18 protein-coding genes are annotated in these 17,494 nt (G+C 47.8%); 15 read left to right on the forward strand and 3 right to left on the reverse strand.

Translation table 11 applies throughout. The features are described 5' to 3' along the window. Positions 1–13 precede the first annotated feature (13 nt). The 5 genes from M3212_RS11300 (at position 14) to M3212_RS11320 (ending at position 5,204) form a co-directional block, all read left to right on the forward strand. Positions 14–1,462 (forward strand): spore germination protein, encoded by a 1,449-nt coding sequence (locus M3212_RS11300; RefSeq protein ID WP_251194084.1) that lies wholly within the window; start codon positions 14–16, stop codon positions 1,460–1,462. A gap of 7 nt (positions 1,463–1,469) precedes the next feature. Continuing rightward, positions 1,470–2,603: a Ger(x)C family spore germination protein gene (locus M3212_RS11305; RefSeq protein ID WP_251194085.1), complete on the forward strand. Its 1,134-nt coding sequence runs from the start codon at positions 1,470–1,472 to the stop codon at positions 2,601–2,603. A gap of 64 nt (positions 2,604–2,667) precedes the next feature. Continuing rightward, positions 2,668–3,222: a hypothetical protein gene (locus tag M3212_RS11310; protein WP_251194086.1), complete on the forward strand. Its 555-nt coding sequence runs from the start codon at positions 2,668–2,670 to the stop codon at positions 3,220–3,222. 273 nt (positions 3,223–3,495) lie between these two features. Then, a complete protein-coding gene (mnmH, locus tag M3212_RS11315; protein WP_251194087.1) occupies positions 3,496–4,563 on the forward strand; it encodes a tRNA 2-selenouridine(34) synthase MnmH in 1,068 nt (355 codons plus the stop codon). 131 nt (positions 4,564–4,694) lie between these two features. After that, positions 4,695–5,204, forward strand: a complete 510-nt coding sequence (locus M3212_RS11320) for a CcdC family protein (RefSeq protein WP_251194088.1) — start codon at positions 4,695–4,697, stop codon at positions 5,202–5,204. Positions 5,205–5,276: 72 nt separating this feature from the next. On the opposite strand, the gene M3212_RS11325 is transcribed toward M3212_RS11320, so the two are convergent. Then, positions 5,277–5,714 carry a DUF2621 domain-containing protein gene (locus M3212_RS11325; RefSeq protein ID WP_251194089.1) on the reverse strand — a complete coding sequence of 146 codons (438 nt, stop codon included), beginning with the start codon at positions 5,712–5,714 and terminating at the stop codon, positions 5,277–5,279. A gap of 98 nt (positions 5,715–5,812) precedes the next feature. Between M3212_RS11325 and M3212_RS11330 the strand changes: the two genes are divergently transcribed. From M3212_RS11330 to M3212_RS11345, 4 genes are all read left to right on the forward strand, one after another. Next, a complete protein-coding gene (locus M3212_RS11330) occupies positions 5,813–6,226 on the forward strand; it encodes a hypothetical protein (RefSeq protein ID WP_251194090.1) in 414 nt (137 codons plus the stop codon). Between the two features lie 134 nt (positions 6,227–6,360). Further along, complete coding sequence (ald, locus tag M3212_RS11335) at positions 6,361–7,476, forward strand: alanine dehydrogenase (RefSeq protein WP_251194091.1); 1,116 nt, start codon at positions 6,361–6,363, stop codon at positions 7,474–7,476. Positions 7,477–7,656: 180 nt separating this feature from the next. Next, complete coding sequence (locus M3212_RS11340; protein ID WP_251194177.1) at positions 7,657–7,851, forward strand: hypothetical protein; 195 nt, start codon at positions 7,657–7,659, stop codon at positions 7,849–7,851. Positions 7,852–7,920: 69 nt separating this feature from the next. Further along, entirely contained in the window at positions 7,921–9,171 is a 1,251-nt protein-coding gene (locus tag M3212_RS11345; RefSeq protein ID WP_251194092.1) for an ATP-binding protein, read from the forward strand. 72 nt (positions 9,172–9,243) lie between these two features. On the opposite strand, the gene M3212_RS11350 is transcribed toward M3212_RS11345, so the two are convergent. Next, positions 9,244–10,209: an iron-hydroxamate ABC transporter substrate-binding protein gene (locus tag M3212_RS11350; protein WP_251194093.1), complete on the reverse strand. Its 966-nt coding sequence runs from the start codon at positions 10,207–10,209 to the stop codon at positions 9,244–9,246. A 204-nt stretch (positions 10,210–10,413) separates the two neighbouring features. Here M3212_RS11350 and M3212_RS11355 point away from each other — a divergent pair, with 204 nt between their 5' ends. The 6 genes from M3212_RS11355 to M3212_RS11380 all read left to right on the forward strand — a co-directional run bounded on the left by M3212_RS11355 (position 10,414) and on the right by M3212_RS11380 (position 16,713). Then, positions 10,414–11,478, forward strand: a complete 1,065-nt coding sequence (locus M3212_RS11355) for a FecCD family ABC transporter permease (RefSeq protein WP_251194094.1) — start codon at positions 10,414–10,416, stop codon at positions 11,476–11,478. Between the two features lie 17 nt (positions 11,479–11,495). Further along, entirely contained in the window at positions 11,496–12,497 is a 1,002-nt protein-coding gene (locus tag M3212_RS11360) for a FecCD family ABC transporter permease (protein ID WP_251194173.1), read from the forward strand. Between the two features lie 15 nt (positions 12,498–12,512). Beyond that, positions 12,513–13,337, forward strand: a complete 825-nt coding sequence (locus M3212_RS11365) for an ABC transporter ATP-binding protein (protein WP_251194095.1) — start codon at positions 12,513–12,515, stop codon at positions 13,335–13,337. A gap of 131 nt (positions 13,338–13,468) precedes the next feature. Further along, positions 13,469–14,413 (forward strand): beta-ketoacyl-ACP synthase III, encoded by a 945-nt coding sequence (locus M3212_RS11370; protein WP_251194096.1) that lies wholly within the window; start codon positions 13,469–13,471, stop codon positions 14,411–14,413. A gap of 16 nt (positions 14,414–14,429) precedes the next feature. Continuing rightward, positions 14,430–15,668: a beta-ketoacyl-ACP synthase II gene (gene fabF / locus M3212_RS11375; RefSeq protein WP_251194097.1), complete on the forward strand. Its 1,239-nt coding sequence runs from the start codon at positions 14,430–14,432 to the stop codon at positions 15,666–15,668. Between the two features lie 349 nt (positions 15,669–16,017). Next, positions 16,018–16,713: a transglycosylase domain-containing protein gene (locus M3212_RS11380; RefSeq protein ID WP_251194098.1), complete on the forward strand. Its 696-nt coding sequence runs from the start codon at positions 16,018–16,020 to the stop codon at positions 16,711–16,713. A gap of 121 nt (positions 16,714–16,834) precedes the next feature. Here M3212_RS11380 and M3212_RS11385 read toward each other — a convergent pair whose 3' ends face one another. Next, on the reverse strand, positions 16,835–17,476 hold the full coding sequence (locus M3212_RS11385) for an MOSC domain-containing protein (protein WP_251194099.1): 642 nt from the start codon (positions 17,474–17,476) through the stop codon (positions 16,835–16,837). Positions 17,477–17,494: the final 18 nt, after the last annotated feature.

Raw genomic sequence — 17,494 nt, forward strand, 5'->3', positions numbered from 1 at the left:
AGGATGTATGAGAATGAAACATGACCAGGAAGTGAAAGCGTTTTTAAAACAGCTTTTTCAGCAGTCAGCAGATATTACGATTGATGAGCATGTTCTCGTTAAAGGTGAAGAGCGTAGCGTTGTGCTTGTCTTATTTTGCAACGGTCTGATTGATAAAAAAATGATTAATGAGAATTTGCAGGAGTTTCAGCACGCTTATGCGGATAATGGAGTAAACGGTATTGAATCTGTTCGCAGCTCGATCCGGCTCAATCTTAGCGGGGAAAAGCGAAAAAAGGAAGCGGAAGAAACGTTGCTGGATAAAGTGTACAGTGGCTATACCGCCTTTATCATCGAAGACGTATGTTTTTTAAGCGATACGGTCAACCCTCCAGTCAGAACACCAGAAGAATCCACAACAGAAGTCTCGCTGCGAGGCCCAAGGGATGCGTTTGTCGAGGATATCCGTTCAAATGTAGCCTTGATCCGCAAGCGGCTCAAAACGAGAACTCTTGTCGCGAAGCAATTTGAAATCGGCAAAAGAAGTAAAACGAATGTTCAGCTGCTTTATTTAAGCGATGTGGTCAACCAGGAGCTTATTGAAGAAGTAACGAGGCGCTTAGAGCAAATTGATATCGACATTTTGGAAACCGATAATCAGTTGCTTGCTCTTCTCTCAGACAATCCGCTTGCGCTCTTCCCTTTACTGAAAGCGACCTCACGTCCTGATGGGGTCGTCGCGAGCTTGGCGGTGGGCAGATGTGCGATCATGCTCGATAATGTTCCGAATGTTTTAATTGCCCCGGCGAATTTGATCTTTAACTTAAAAACGCCTGAAGATCAGCATATCCCCTATTATTACGGAACATTTGAACTGCTGATCCGTTTTCTGGGCCTGTTCACCTCGCTGTTTTTACCTGCTTTTTGGGTGGCGTTAACGTCCTTTAATGTCGAGCAGCTTCCTTTCTCACTTGTTGCGACAATCGGATCTTCGCGGCTCGGTGTTCCTTTTAACACCTCGGTTGAAATGCTGCTGGTCATCGGGTTGTTTGAAATCTTTCGCGAGGCAGGGGTGCGCCTTCCGAAAGCAGTTGGACAGACGATTGCTGTCGTCGGTGGGCTCATCGTTGGCGATGCCGCGATTCGGGCAGGATTAACCTCACCGACGATGTTAGTCGTTTCGGCGATGACCGCTGTATCAACGTTTACACTTGGAAATCAGGCTTTATACGGTACGGTGTCCATTTTACGGATTTTGGCGATATTACTCTCTTCCGTGCTTGGGATGCTAGGGTTTTTTAGCAGCGTTTTTCTCGTCCTCGGCTATTTAGCGAGATTGGAATCTTTCGGTCTGCCTTACTTAAGCCCGATTTCGCCTTTCGATAAAAACGATGTCATGAAGGCGCTGTTTAAGCTCCCTGTGGTTGCTGTCAAAGAGCGGGCGCAGACGCTGGATGTTAATGATCCTGATAGAAAGGAATAATGAGATGATGTTTTCGTATAAAGGCGGGCTAGTGCTTCTGTCATTGCTTATTCTTTCGGGGTGCTGGGATGCGAAGGAGCTGGGCGAAGAAAGTTATGTGACTGCGCTCGGAATTGATTACAGCGATAATCAATATACGATTTATACGCAATTGCTGGACTTCTCAAGTATCGTCACCCAGGAAAATAATAAAGCTGCCGAACCAATTCCGTTATATATCGGGGAAGTGAGTGGCCGGACGATCAATGATGCGATTTTTGATTTGTATCGGACAACGCAAATTCCGATAAACTGGTCGCATATCGGGACGATTATTTATTCTGAATCCGTCCTGAATCATGGTCTGGAGGAGGTTCATGAATCCTTACAAAAAAACGGTGAATTTCGGTACACGCCATGGGTGTTTGGCGCAAAGGGCTCGATTCGTGAAATTTTGACGATAACCGGTTTTTTTCAGCTCCCTCCTTTATATACGATTTTGTACAGCCCGGAAAAAATGTTTGAAATGAATTCATATATTGAGCCAAAACGGCTCCATACTTTTATCGCCGAATATAAGGAACCGGGAAAAATTAGTCTGCTGCCATCAATTTCAATCAACAAAACACAATGGTCGCAATCGGCAGAAACTCTAGAGCCGAAAAGCACGTTATTCATTGATGGAGCATTCCCGATTGACAGCCAGAAAGGCATCGCCAAAGAGTGGTTGTCCTTTGCCGAATTAGTGGGGAAACGATGGTTCCTGGATGCCGCCGATAACATTCCACTTGATTTTTATGAAGGCGGCGAAATTAAAGGCTCGGTCAATGTGTTAGACACGAAAGGCGAGGTAGAAGTAACAACGAATGGTCATAAAGCCGAGCTGGCTGTTAGCGTAAAAGCATCCGGCTCCTTGACAGATTTGGAAGAAGAGTTATCGCAGGACACGATTGAGCAGCTAATCACGAAACAGATTGAAGCGGAAATCAGACAGACATACGAGAAAGCAATAGAAAAAGAGGCGGACGTCTATTGCGTGAAAAACAAACTGTTTCATCAGGGGATCAAGCCGGACCAACTGAATGAATATACGCAGGACAAGGAGTCGTTAACGCAAATAACAGTCGACTTTCATTTGAAAAGCAAGGGGCCTTATAACTAATAATGTTATATTTGCGCCAATATGGTATGGTGTTGTTATCTTACCTTAAGTAAGGAGTGCATGCATGAGTGATAGAAATAAGATTGCCCAACTACTGTATTGGATAGGCATCACAGTAATAATTGTCGGAATCATTTTAGCATTTACAGTCGCAGGGCCCGGCTTAGGTAATGGCGAAGAAGGACCATGGAGGATTTTTATAATCATGTTTCTTAGCGCTATTGTAAGTGGGATGATTTTGATTGGTCTTGGTGAATTAATTGAGCGTCAGTCAGAGATGAATCGATTATTAAGACAAGGATTCCAACTGGCAGTTCCACAAAACGATCCCGCTATTACTGACCCGAAAATCGAAATAAAAAACGATCAGGTGGACTGGAATATCGAAGTGGAGGATGTTGATAAGATTTTGCAATTATTTGATAAGAGAAAAGTGAGAGAAATCATTGCTACGCCTTCAAGCTATACATTTGTAGTCGTAGCAGATGATAAGGAGCAGCTCGTTAAAAAAGTTAGAAGCAATAATTCAGAAGAGATCCTTCTATTAACATTCAGCAGCTATCCCAATTTACAAGAATGGTACAGGAATTATAAAAAGGAAGTAGTGATTGAGGTGTAATGTCTTTTTGCTGCTTTTTTGTTAACACAACCAGGTAAACCCTTTCTGGACTTAAGGGCCGGCATATGGTATATTTTATTCAGTAAAAACCTGTACGGAAAACGATGAAAGTCTGATGTATCAACGGTTTGACGCAGAGGGAGAATCCATTCCGGCGGCTTAAAGTGCCAGGGAAATAATTGATGGATGGACAGGGGCTGGGACAAAAGGTTGCATTTTACCTTTTGCCCAGTCCCTCATTGTTTCCCTCTGAAGAGAAAGGGAGAATGTCGTGTGTCTAATGTTCAAATTGAAACGATTACCCGTAAGCAGCTTAGTTATGAGAGCGATTTATATATCGATGTCCGTTCACCGGCTGAATTTGCGGAATATCGCCTGCCTGGTGCGGTGAACCTTCCCCTGTTTACAAATGAGGAGAGAGCGAAGATCGGGACGATTTATAAGCAGCAAAGCCGGGAAGCGGCAATTGAAGCCGGGGTGGCGATTTATGCGCCAAAATGGCCGGATTTCTTTGCGAAGGCGAAAGAGCTGCAGCAGCAGGCTCCCGATAAAAGAATGGTCGTCTACTGCTGGCGCGGTGGAATGCGCAGTAAGACGGTTGCCGCTACATTGGCCTTGCTCGGAATTGAATGTTACCAGCTTGAGGGTGGGATTCGCACTTTCCGTCAATATGTTCAGCAATCGCTTGCCGAGCAGGCGGAAAAGGAGCGGGATTTTGTCGTGATTGCCGGCCATACGGGGACGAGAAAGACGGAAATCCTTTCACGGCTGGCGGAGAAAGGATTTCCGGTTGTTGATCTGGAAGGACTCGCCGGCCATCGCGGTTCCGTCTTCGGTCATATCGGACTGGCGCAAAAAAGCCAGAAGCAGTTTGAATATGAACTGATGGCGCGCTTACAGGAGCTTAATGATTCAAGCTATCTGATCATTGAAGCGGAGAGCAGACGTATTGGCCATATCGTCCTGCCTGAATTCATCATCGAAGGGAAAAAACGGGGGACGAGAGTCGAGCTTGTGTATCCATTTTGGAAACGGGTGGAGCATATTTACAACACGTATCAGCCGGAACAGTATGCAAGTGAGATTTGGGAGGCGGTCGAAAAAATTAAAAAGTATGTCACACCGCAGCTGTATAAAGAGTTTGAGTTGTTGCGGGAACAAGGTGATTACAGAAAGATGTTCGCCGCCCTGCTTGAATTCTATTATGATCCGCGCTATGCGCATGCCGCAAAGCAGTATTCTTCGACGGCGGAAGTGCTGGAGTACAGCGAGGTCGATACTGCCGTGGAAAAGCTTATCGCCTTGATTGAACAATGGCAAAGGCAGTCATTACCGCGCTAAGAATTCGCCGCGGACAGATAGGGCACAATCGAAAAAAGTGGAATGTTGGAAAGCAATTGAATCCTTGTCCGCTTTCATGTATCTTTAAATAGGTGACAAACGCGTTGTTGCCTTAGAAAGGAGTGGGCAGCTTGCAGGATTATTATATTTGGATTTCGACCATCGGAGCTGCGATAATGGCCATACTCGCGATTTTTATTCGGCTGAAAGCGACAAAAAAACCGGCTAGTGTCAAAAAAATTATTTTACCGCCGATCTTTATGTCGACTGGTTTTTTCATGTTTTTATATGAGCCGGCACGGCCTGATTTTTTACAAGTAGTCGAGGCGCTTGCCGTTGGAATGTTTTTTTCGATTTTCCTGATTAAAATGTCAAAGTTTGAAATTAGAGAGGATCAGATTTATTTAAAGCGTTCAAAGGCGTTTGCCTTTCTGTTAATCGGCTTGCTGCTTGTGCGGATTTTGTTTAAAGTCATCATTGGTGATGCGATTGACGTCGAAGAGTTGGCCGGAATGTTTTTTCTGCTCGCTTATGGCATGATTTTGCCGTGGCGGATTGCGATGTTTTTTCGCTTTAAAAAGGTGGAAAAACAGCTGGAAGCAAACCCGAAATCGAAGTGGATCGTTCCTGTTGAAACATAACAATAGGCGGCTACATACAGCTTTAGAGCCCGGGCCAAAGGTGAACTCAACCTTGGGTTCCGGGCTTTTTGCTCAGGACGAGCTTTTTTCAAGCAAATGCTGATAAGGACTTAAATCGACCTGCTTTTCGTTAAGCTTCTTGATTAAAAACTTATGATCGCGCTTTGGCGTCGCTAAAATATAGCCTTTGATAATATAATCCTGCGTTAATTCCTCAATGTTATCCTCAAGCGCCAGTTCGCCAATTTTGCCGGCGATTTTTCCTTTCGCGACATCGCGGAACAGCTCCGGTACTGGCTCAACAAGTTCATTTAGCAGTTTTTTATGATCGTCGCTCCACAGGTGCAGCGTTTTTTCAATATAATAGTCCTGCCAATCCAGGATGGATTTCCCGTCTTCTTTGGGCAGGCGCTTCAGAAATTTTCGGAACATAAAATACCCGCCAATAAACATCACGGTAATTAGAAAAATCGTCCAAAAGACAATAAACCACATGAACCACGTAGGCATCTTTCTTCACCCCATCTTTTTCTCCATTTTATCCTAACACAAAAAAAGATTTGCCGCTATGAAATGAGGATGTATGATGATAATGGAGGTGATGCAAGATGGGATATTTGGTGAGCTATGGGATTCATGTGCTTGTGTCTGTTGTGTTTTTCCTGCTGATTCCTTTTTCGTATTTAGTCAAAGGCAGCCTGTTTGATGGGCAGGCACGGCTGTTGCAGGTGCTGCGGATTTATAGATGGATCTTTCGCGCCGGTCATGGAGCGATTGTGGTTTCTTTCGTGAGCGGCTTGTTTTTGAATGTCGAATGGACAAGCGTATGGTTCCTTGTCGTGCTGCTTCTTTGGCTCGTCATCGCGACTTATTTAGGGCTGGCTAGTAAGATGACGCGGCAGATTATTGAATCAAATGGAGAAGCGGAAGAGGAGATTGCCAAGCTGAGAGTCTATGGCTTATTTTTAATGCTGAGTGTACTGGCAATGTTCGCGGTGAAGTTTCTGCGCTATTTTGTCTAAGTTAATAATTTCCATTGTTTTTGTGAAAACTAACAAATGAAGGACTCCGATTTTTAACATGCGCACAATGTCCGGGCAAGGCGGAAAGGCTTATACTGGCAATAGGACATGAAGCTATAAAGGAGGAAGAGATGATGCGAATAGGAGTTCCAAAAGAAATCAAAAACAATGAGAACCGGGTGGCAATGACGCCGGCCAGTGTGATGAGTCTTGTCCAGGCCGGGCATCAGGTCACCGTTGAGACAAATGCGGGACTTGGCAGCGGCTTTGAGGATGAAGCGTACCGGCAGGCCGGGGCCGAAATTGAAGAGGACTGTGCGCTCATATGGGAAAAAGCCGATATGATCATGAAAGTGAAAGAACCGCTTCCTAGTGAATATCGCCACTTCCGTGAGGGGCTCGTCCTGTTCACCTATCTTCATTTAGCGGCAGCTCCTGAGTTAACGAAGGCGCTTGTCGACAGCGGTGTGACGGCCATCGCCTATGAGACGGTGCAGGTCGGACGGACGTTGCCACTGTTGACGCCGATGAGCGAAGTGGCCGGGCGGATGGCCGCGCAAATTGGCGCGCAATTCCTTGAAAAACAGTACGGTGGTACGGGGATTTTATTGTCAGGAGTGCCCGGTGTATCAAGGGGCAACGTGACCGTGATCGGCGGGGGAGTTGTCGGGACGAACGCGGCTAAAATCGCGATGGGGCTTGGTGCGAATGTGACCATTATCGATTTAAGTCCGGAACGCCTGCGTGAGCTCGATGATTTGTATGGTTCGGACATCCAGACGTTAATGTCAAATCCGCTGACGATTGCCGAGGCAGTAGCGAGCTCCGACCTTGTTATTGGTGCTGTGCTGATTCCCGGGGCGAAAGCGCCGAAGCTCGTGACCGAGGAAATGATCAAGCAAATGCGGCCTGGTTCCGTCGTCGTTGATGTCGCGATTGACCAGGGAGGCATCATTGAGACCGTTGACCGGATTACGACGCATGATGAGCCGACGTATACAAAGCATGATGTCGTCCATTATGCGGTTGCCAATATGCCGGGAGCAGTGCCGCGGACATCGACAATTGCCCTGACTAATGTCACTCTGCCATACGCCCTGCAAATCGCCAACAAAGGTGTGGAACGGGCACTGTTGGAAAACAAGGCGCTCCAGCTCGGGTTAAATATCGCAAAAGGTCATGTCACCTACGAAGCGGTGGCGCGTGACTTAGGCTATTCCTATGTAGCAGCAGAGCAGGTTTTATCTTAAAACTAACGAATCATCATCATTTTTCTTAAAAGAGGATGTTCCGGGATCAAGAGGGTTGCAGATCTCGGGCATCTTTTTTTCGTGTACGGTGAAGGTAAAATATCATCACTTTTCCATAGCACCTATGGTAAAATCAAATAGAACATTTATGAGATTTTATCGAAAAAGGTCGTGAATGAAATGGAAACAAACGAAGTAGAGATGATATTGAACCAGCTTCGCCAGCGGGAGCTTGAAGCCTACCGGGTTAAGAAAGAGGATTTTCTCTCTTTTCGGGCTGTATTGACGGCTCAGGAGGATTTTCTGCATTTTCGCGGAAATGCCCAGCATGGCGGCGAAACGATTTATACATATGAGCCTGGCTGGACGAAATAAAAGTCGGCCGTATTTTATAAGAGAAGGTGTTACGACAATGTCTATTAGAGAAGAAGAGCTGAAGACTTGATGTTCATTGAACTATTATTACAGGTGATTTATATTTTCTTTCCTATATTATTCTATTATTCATTGTTGCGCCATTATCCGAGACTTAAGCGCTATCATTCTGTTTTGATTGGGCTTATTTGCGGGATTTCGATCTGGCTTTGTATGACATTTCCGATTACTTTTCTCACTGGAGGGCTGCTCGATGTCCGCAGTGTACCGTGGCTTGCGTCATTTTTGTATGGCAATTTCACCGTCGGAACAATCTTAACGGTCCTGATGATCGTCTATCGTCTCATTCTAGGCGGAATGGGCTTTTATGTCGTCTTGCTCGCCTATTTATTATCGTATGTGCTCATTTTCTTGTTTTTTAAAGATTATTTGCGCTTCAGCTTTCGAAAGAAGATCAAGTCGACTTGCTTGTTTATCGTGATCCATTCGTTTTTAATTGTGCTCTTTATTCAAATTATCTTTCCGGCTCTTTTGGATGAAATGATCTGGTTTTATCTGTTTAACATCGCCATGCATCTCGTGATGATGTGGGTTGTCGTGTATATGATTGAAACCTTTCGTGAGAATGATTATCTGCATATGGAAATGCAAAAGTCGGAAAAGTTGTATATTATCGGACAAATGGCAGCGAGCGTTGCCCATGAAATTCGCAATCCGATGACCGTTGTTAGCGGTTTTATGCAGATTCTCTCCAGGTCTGATGAACTGCCGGCCAAGCATAAGGAGCATGTCTCGATTATGACGAATGAGTTGGAGCGGGCCCAGATGATTATTAATGATTATTTGACATTGGCCAAGCCTCAAGTCGATAAGGTAGAGAAGATTAATTTGAATCAAGAAATGGAGCTTATTAGCCAAACTTTGTCATCCTATGCGTTAATGAATGGAGTGGAGCTTCGTTCAGAAGGACAGGATGGAGAGAGCTTGACGACCTATGGCAGCCGCGAGAAGCTGCAGCAGGTTTTGATCAATATGATCAAGAATGCAATTGAGGCGAGTCCCGCTCAAGGGGAAGTGACAATTACGCTTTCAAAAGCGAAGGAGTGGGTCTACATTCAGATTATTGATAGGGGAGTCGGCCTGTCAGAGGAGCAGCTGGCTCAAATTGGAACTCCTTTTTACTCAACGAAGGAGAAGGGGACAGGACTTGGCTTAACGGTCTCGTACAGCATTATTCGCAGCATGAATGGAACGATTGAAGTGACAAGTAAAAAGGGGGCGGGAACGACTTTTACGATCAAGCTTCCATCTCATTGCTAGGAGTACATGGTAAGCCCAAAGTAAGCAGGAGGAGAACAATGTTCCTGCTTACTGTTAGCTGTGCGCCGTTGCTTACTGCCTGCTAAGTAAAAACACGGCGATTTCCTCCAGCTGCTGTTCGAGGGCGATCGGGTCCTGGAAATAAAACGAGTCCAACTCATATTCCATGACGCGACCGGCCTGGACTGCAGGGAGATCCTGCCACAGCGGGCTGTCCTGGATTTCTTTTTTATTCTCCTCGCCGAGCTCACGGACGCCAAGAAGAATATAGTCGGCTTCTGCAAGGTACTCAGGCAGCACTTCAAGCGTGATGCCAGCCCAGCCGTCTGCAAAGGCGACCTCCTCGACCTTATCCGGAGCGCGTAGACCGAGTTCATTATAAAGGAGCTCGCCTCCGCGTCCATAGGAGGTGCCAAACAAAAACAATTCTTTTTCGGTGATTTCTAAAATCACGACTGTTTCATTTTTATCAATTACAGCGGAAAGCTCCTGCTTCTTTTTGTTGACTGTTTCGTCGAAAGCAGCGAGCCACTGTTCCGCCTGCTGTGAGCGGTTTAAAATCGTTCCGATCTCAAGCAGGCGCTCGCGGTAGTCAAGCTGTCCATACGGAAGCAATACGGTCGGGGCAATTTTTGTTAAGCTGTCATAAAGCTCCTCATTGAATGTAAGAATGAGATCAGGGGTCAGCGAAGCGACTTTTTCAAGTGAGATCGTCGTTTTATCACCGACACTTTCAACTCCTTTAAGGAAATCCTGATAATAAGGGGTGTCAAAAACCCAGCCAGATGCGCCGATCGGCGTAAGTCCCGTTGCCAGCACATCGCCGACATAATCCTGGTCAATGACAACGACTCTTTCCGGATTGGCGGGCAGCTCGATGACTCCTTTGGCACTTTCATATGTTCTCGTTTCCTCTGCCGCCGGTTCCGCAGAAGTGGTCGCGTTTTGTTCAGCTTCACCCGCTCCGGTGGCGCCGCAGCCGGCCAGAATAAGGAGAGCCAGTAATACGGCTAGTCTGTTAGGTAAACATAGCTTCAAAAGATCTTCACCTCCTTTTTTGTGATAATGATAATCGTTATCGTTAGATTGAAGTATAGCAAGGGTACTTGCATCTGTCCAGAGCTTTTTGCTTGACTCTTCATATAAGAAAGTTATTGCGTGAACGAAACAAGTACGGTACACTTATGATAATGATTTTCATTATCGTATTGCTGTGCTGAACGGAAAAGGATTGAGAACCGAATGGATAAGAGAAAAGGCGGAGCTGCTGGGAATGAACAGCTCTATCATGAAGAGGCAAGTAAGGCGACCGGAAGGCCGGTTGTCTCGATCGTTATATTTGTCACCGGGCTGAGCCTGTTGATTGTTTCATTAGCTGCTTCCATTTCCCTCGGAGCGGCTGAAATAGATTTTATGACAGTATGGGAGGCAGTCTTTGCCTTTCAGCCTGATGTCACTGCCCATCAAATTATTTATGAACTGCGCATTCCGCGCTCGCTGGCAGCGATGCTCGTTGGCGCTTTTTTGGCTGTGTCGGGAGCGATTATGCAGGGAATGACGCGTAACCCGCTTGCTTCCCCCTCAATCATGGGTGTAACCGATGGTTCGGCATTTGCGATCGCGCTTGCCTTTGCCTTCTTTCCGGGAACAGGCTATCTGGGGCTGCTAACCTGGTCATTTGCCGGAGCGGCACTTGGTGCCCTCATCGTTTTCGTCATTGGCAGCTTTTCGAAAAACGGCTTAACACCGGTGAAGCTGGCCTTGGCCGGAGCGGCGGTCGGCGCCTTGCTGAGTGCGCTTTCTTCGGCCATTGCGATTCATTTTAATGTCGCCCAGGATATCAGCTTCTGGTATGCCGGGGGTGTCGCAGGAACGAAATGGATCAGTATTCAGCTTTTAGTCCCGGTCGCGATCATCGGGTTTGGCCTGGCGCTGTTGATCTCACGCTCCGTGACGGTGCTCAGTTTAGGAGAAGATGTGGCAAAGGGGCTCGGGCAGCGGACGTTTGTGGTGAAGACAGTCGGTATTCTCGTTGTCGTTCTGCTTACTGGAGCGGCTGTTTCGGTCGGTGGGGCAATTGGATTTGTCGGACTGATTATTCCACATGTCACCCGTTTTTTGGTTGGGGTTGATTATCGTTACATTATTCCGTGTTCGGCAGTGCTTGGCGGCTTGCTGCTTGTCCTTGCTGACATTGGTGCAAGAATGCTGAATCCTCCCTATGAAACACCGGTTGGCGTCATTACCGCCCTGATCGGCGTTCCTTTTTTCCTTTACCTTGCTCGTAGTGGAAGGAGGGGATTGTAGTGAAAGGAACGGCAAATATGAAAGCCCTGATCACAATCGGGCTGATTATAATCAGCATCTTGCTTGTATTTATTATAAGTCTTAATCTTGGCGTCATCCGGATTTCACCTGTCGAAGTGTTTCAGACCTTACTTGGCGCGGGGACAGAGCAGCAGGCTCTTGTCCTGTTTGAATTCCGCCTGCCGCGGATGGTGATCGCTCTTTTAATCGGGGCCGGCCTGGCTGTGTCAGGGGCGATTTTACAGGGCGTTTCACAGAACGGCCTTGCCGATCCGGGGATTTTAGGCATTAATACCGGCGCCGGCTTTGCCGTGGTGATGTTTATTTTCTTCTTTGAAGGGGATATGGGCGGTCTTGGGACTCTGTCTATTTTTATAATGCCGCTGTTTGCCTTGACCGGAGCTGCGCTTGCCGCCTTCCTCATATATGTAATTGCCTGGAAGGATGGCGTCACCCCGATCCGTCTGATTCTCGTCGGGATCGGAATTAATGCCGCGTTTTCCGCGCTGCTGATTTATTTTCAGCTGAAGATGAACCCGAACGATTTTATGAGAGCGACAATTTGGCTGGCCGGTCAGATTTGGGGAACAGACTGGCGCTATGTGATGGCACTGTTGCCATGGATCGCGATTTTAATTCCGTTCGCCTTTTATAAAGCCCGCTACTTAAACGTGCTGCAGCTTGGTGATACGCTCGCAACTGGACTGGGCGCCAAGGTGGAAAAGGAGCGCCGGCTCCTGCTGTTTATTGCCGTGGCGCTGGCCGGGGCGTGTGTCGCCGTCGGCGGCGGAATTGCTTTTCTAGGTTTAGTCGCTCCGCATCTGGCGAGAAGGCTCGTCGGTCCGAAGCACCAATGGCTGATTCCGACTTCCGCCTTGCTTGGAGCGTTGCTGCTGCTCGTTGCCGATACGCTCGGCCGTAATTTGCTCGCCCCGTCGGAAATTCCGGTAGGGATTGTCGTGGCGATTCTCGGGGCGCCGTACTTTATTTACTTACTAATGAAAACGAATGATGCATAAGGAGGATCAGCACAGATGGGAAAGCTAGAAACGAAGGATCTGGGCATTTCATATGGAGAGATTGATATCGTCAAACAGCTGAATATCACGATACCTGAAGGCCAGGTCACGACGATTATCGGGCCGAACGGCTGCGGGAAGTCTACGATTTTAAAAACGATGTCCCGCTTGCTGAGAGCAAAGGACGGGGCTGTCTATCTTGACGGAAAAGCGATCCACCAGACGCCGACGAAGGAGCTGGCGCAGAAGATGGCGATCCTCCCGCAAACTCCTGAAGCACCGAACGGGCTTACGGTCTATGAGCTGGTGTCGTACGGACGTTTTCCTCATCAGAAAGGGTTCGGAAAGCTGAAGGCGGAAGATAAACGTGTGATTGAATGGGCGATTGATGTTACCGGAATGAACGAATTTGCCGACCGAACGATCGATGCGCTGTCCGGCGGACAACGCCAGCGCGTCTGGATTGCGATGGCGCTCGCCCAGGAAACGGATTTGCTGCTGCTTGATGAGCCGACCACGTATCTTGATTTAGCCCATCAGCTGGAGGTTCTCCAACTGCTGGAGCGTTTGAACAAAATCGAAGGACGGACGATTGTCATGGTGATTCATGACTTGAATCATGCTGCCCGCTTCGCTCATTATATGATCGCCTTAAACAAAGGAACGGTCATTAAAGAAGGAACGGCCAATGAAGTCATGACATCTGATGTGCTGCGAAAGGTATTTCAAATTGATGCTGAAATCGTCACCGACCCCCGGACGAATAAGCCGGTTTGCCTGACCTATGACCTCAGCCACGAGCAGGAAGAGGTACGGCTCGCCACGCCGGTTTTGGCGTAAGTGGGATTGATTGTTTCGCAGATTAGGAGAATTTTTTGAATCATCCTTGATCAAAGGATGATTTTTCTTTTACCTTTTTCTCCCGTTGTGTTTATAATGTTAACATACGATAGGCAAAGTAGGGTGGTTACATGAAGGCTGTTGGGATTACGGGGGTAGGCGTTTATCTGCCGGAAGAAGTGGTAACAAATAAAAATTTGGAAGAAATGGTTGAAACGAGTGATGAATGGATTTACACCCGGACAGGAATAAGCGAAAGAAGGGTGGCGAATCAGGAAACGGATACATCCGATATGGCAATTTCAGCGGCAAAACAAGCGCTTGACGATGCCGGGCTGGCGGCGAAGGAGATTGATCTCATCATCGTTGCGACAGCGACGCCTGATCATGCTGTTCCTTCCGTTGCCTGTCTTGTCCAGCGGGCGCTCGAGCTCGAGGATGTGCCGGCAATGGATGTCAGCGCGGCCTGTTCAGGCTTTGTTTACGCTCTTGTAACGGGCAAGCAGTTTATCGAAACGGATACATATCAGCACGTTCTTATTATCGGAAGTGAAAAGTTTTCAAAAATCGTCGACTGGACGGACCGGAATACATGTGTCTTATTTGGTGACGGAGCAGGAGCTGTGATATTGAGTGAAGTATCAGCGGGGAAAGGGATTTTATCATTTGAGCTCGGCGCTGACGGCCGCGGCGCGGAGCATTTGCTCGTATCCCCGGAAAGCGGCTGCGTCGAGATGAAAGGGCGGGAAGTGTTCAAGTTTGCGGTACGGCAAATGCCTGAATCGAGCCTTGAGGTCGTAAGGCGCGCCGGACTGACGAAAGAGGATGTTGATTTTCTCGTGCCACATCAGGCGAACCTTCGTATTATTGAGGCCGCCAGAGAAAGGCTGAGTCTGGCGCCGGATAAGGTGGCGGTAACTGTGAAGCAGCACGGTAATACATCAGCTGCTTCCATCCCGCTCGCCTTGTACGCGGAGCTACAGGCTGGAAAAATCAAGGATGAGGATATTGTCGTCATGGTAGGATTTGGCGGAGGGCTTACGTGGGGAGCTGTCTGCTTAAAATGGGGGAAATGAAGGAAGGAGCATAACGATGAAGAAACGAGTCGTCGTTACAGGAATTGGCGCTGTCAGTCCACTGGGACATGATGCGGCTGCAACGTGGGAACAGATAAAAAACGGGCAGTCCGGTATCGCGCCAATTACGCGGATCGATACGGAAAAATTCCAGGTAAAAGTAGCTGGAGAGGTGAAGGATTTTCAGCCAGAGCAGTTTATCGACAGCAAGGAAGCGAGACGAATGGGACGCTTCACTCAATTTGCGATCGCCGCCAGCAAAATGGCGCTGGAGGACGCGCGTATTCAAGTTGGGGAGAATGTCTCGCCAGAGCGGACCGGCGTTTGGATCGGTTCGGGAATTGGCGGGCTTGATGCGTTTGAGGAGCAGCATAAGCGCTATTTAAGCAAAGGGCCAAAACGAGTCAGTCCTTTCATTATTCCGATGCTGATTCCTGATATGGCCTCAGGACGCGTTTCAATTGAAGTTGGAGCGAAGGGCATTAATAATTGCTCGGTCACGGCCTGTGCTTCAGGGGCGAATTCGATTGGCGACGCCTATCGGGCGATCCAAAATGGCGAGGCGGATGTGATGATCACCGGGGGGACTGAGGCGGCGATCACCGAAATGACGATAGCCGGCTTCTCAAATATGACAGCGCTCTCGACCAACCCTGATCCAGAGCAGGCAAGCCGGCCATTCGATAAGGAACGGGACGGCTTTGTCATCGCCGAAGGAGCGGGTGTGCTTATCCTTGAGGAGCTTGAGCATGCCAAGGCAAGAGGAGCTGCCATTTATGCGGAACTGGCCGGCTATGGGGCGACCGGTGATGCCTATCATATTACGACACCTGCGCCGGCCGGGGAAGGTGGACAGCGCGCGATGCGAAAGGCGCTTGACGATGCCGGACTCCGGGCTGAAGAGGTTCAATACATTAATGCGCACGGGACGTCCACTTATTATAATGATCTTTATGAAACGATGGCGATCAAAGAAGTATTTCAGGATCATGCCTACAAACTCGCTGTCAGTTCGACAAAGTCGATGACCGGTCATCTGCTTGGAGCGGCCGGCGCCCTGGAAGCGATATTCACGGTGCTGACGATCAGAGACGGGATCGTGCCGCCGACGATTCATTATCAGACTCCGGACCCCGAGCTTGATTTGAATTATGTGCCAAACGAAGCGATCAATCAGTCAGTCGCTGTCGCGATATCAAATTCATTTGGCTTTGGCGGTCATAATGTGACGCTGCTTTTTAAGCAGTTCCAATAAGCAGTGCAGGCAATGTCTTCCTGTAGATCGGTACGGAAGACATTGCTTTTTTTCTGCTTAGATGAAAGTCAGCCGCGTAAATGGTTCAGGAGCGCTTTTCTCCGGATGTGAGCTGATGGACGGGATATTCTGAGCGGAATCAGCATAGCAATAAAGAGGAAAAAGAAGGGAATTGGTAGCTGGAGAACGAAGGGTACAGAGAGAGGATAAATTGATGAATTCAATACAGCGGAGAATATTCCAGAATTGCCAATGAAAATTTTTTGGGATATTCTCTAAAATAATGGTTTAAATGTGGTTTAATAAGGGTATCGGTGTAAGCGTAGCATGAAACAAGGAGGGTAGATAGATGAGGTTGCAAAACAGATCAGCAGCAGGTTATGCGAAAAAAACAGGTCTTTTTCTCATATTGTTTGCCGCACTCGCAATTGTGATGAATGGATCAATTATTTACGGCTTTAACACGGTGAACGAAAAGGACGGCGATGCTGTGCTGTACTATTCATCTTCTACAATTCATAAAATAACGGAGGCGCAAGCTGGTGACAATGACGATCTCTCCAGCATTTCCCCTGTCATGGCAGATGGAACTGAGCAAGGAATCGAAGCATACTTGCACGCGGCGACGGAACATATGATTCACAGTCAAAGAAATCTTATGGTTGAAGATTATTTGTATTTATATACAGAGAGTGAAGCGAGCAAACGACAGCTTCTTGATCAATACTTAAAAAGCATTCAAAGCGGTTCAGAGGTATGGTGTATTTTAACAGCTGCCGAGACCTATCTTGGCAAGGAAGTAAGGGAGCTGACCGTTGAAGAAACAGCGATGCTCGTCGGTCATATCCTGCCTGACGGAGAGCAGACAATGTCAGCAGTCGACAACCGCTATGCCTCGGAATCTCCAGACGGGGATCGAATGAGGAGCATACAGCAAATGTCCAGCGAGGTTCAAGGTGGTGACAACTGGCTTCCAGCTCCGCTTACCTTTCCACAGCCGGAAGCTCTTTTACCGGCAGAGCGAACCAGCATCGATACATTATAAAAGGGGTTGCCGGCAAACTGTCGTCTAACCCCTTTTGTCATTGAAGAACACCCCGCCAGATTGCCGGAAGCTCGAAATTTCCCCCGGTCTGCTATGTTCAATTCTCCCTCTGACTGAAAATCTATAGGCGTTGCTCGAGCTTGTTCCGCCAATGCTCTGCCAGTTCTGGAACCGCCAGAAGGCGTTCCAGTGCCTCACGGGGAACGTCGCGCCGTAAATATACGTCATTCGCCTCAAGCACCGAGACACGATGGGTGTTTTCTTCAAGCAGGATCATGTCGGAATCGGCGCGGACCGTTCCTTCTTCCAGTACACGGCAAAGATAGCCGGTATAGCCGGTTTGCACGAGCCGCTTCAGCAGTCCGCGCACGGCGGTATGTTTTTCAATCGTGTGGCAGGGCTCTCTTCCCTGTGTTACTTGAATGACCGCTTCGCCAAGTCGATAAATATCACCGATATACACATCGCGTTCAAGCCGGTTTTTAACGGTAATATTCTCTCCAAAGGCGGATGGGGGAAGCGAGGTCGAGAATTCCTCATTCCACTTTGCATAATGTTCCCATGGATAGAGACAAACGGCCCGGTCACGGCCGCCATGATGCTTTTTATCGGCGACATCATCTCCCTTGAAGCCGTCTATTGTTAAAAAAACTTCAGCAACAAATTGTTTTTCAATCCCGGTGTAAAGCTCTTTGTTTTCTCCATAGGCCATTTGTTTTGGCAGTGCTACGGCAACGTTCGTCATTTCAAAGTTTTTCAGCATAGGGGTCCCTCTTTCGGT

Source organism: Halalkalibacter oceani (assembly GCF_023715705.1).
Lineage (GTDB): Bacteria > Bacillota > Bacilli > Bacillales > Bacillaceae_D > Halalkalibacter > Halalkalibacter oceani_A.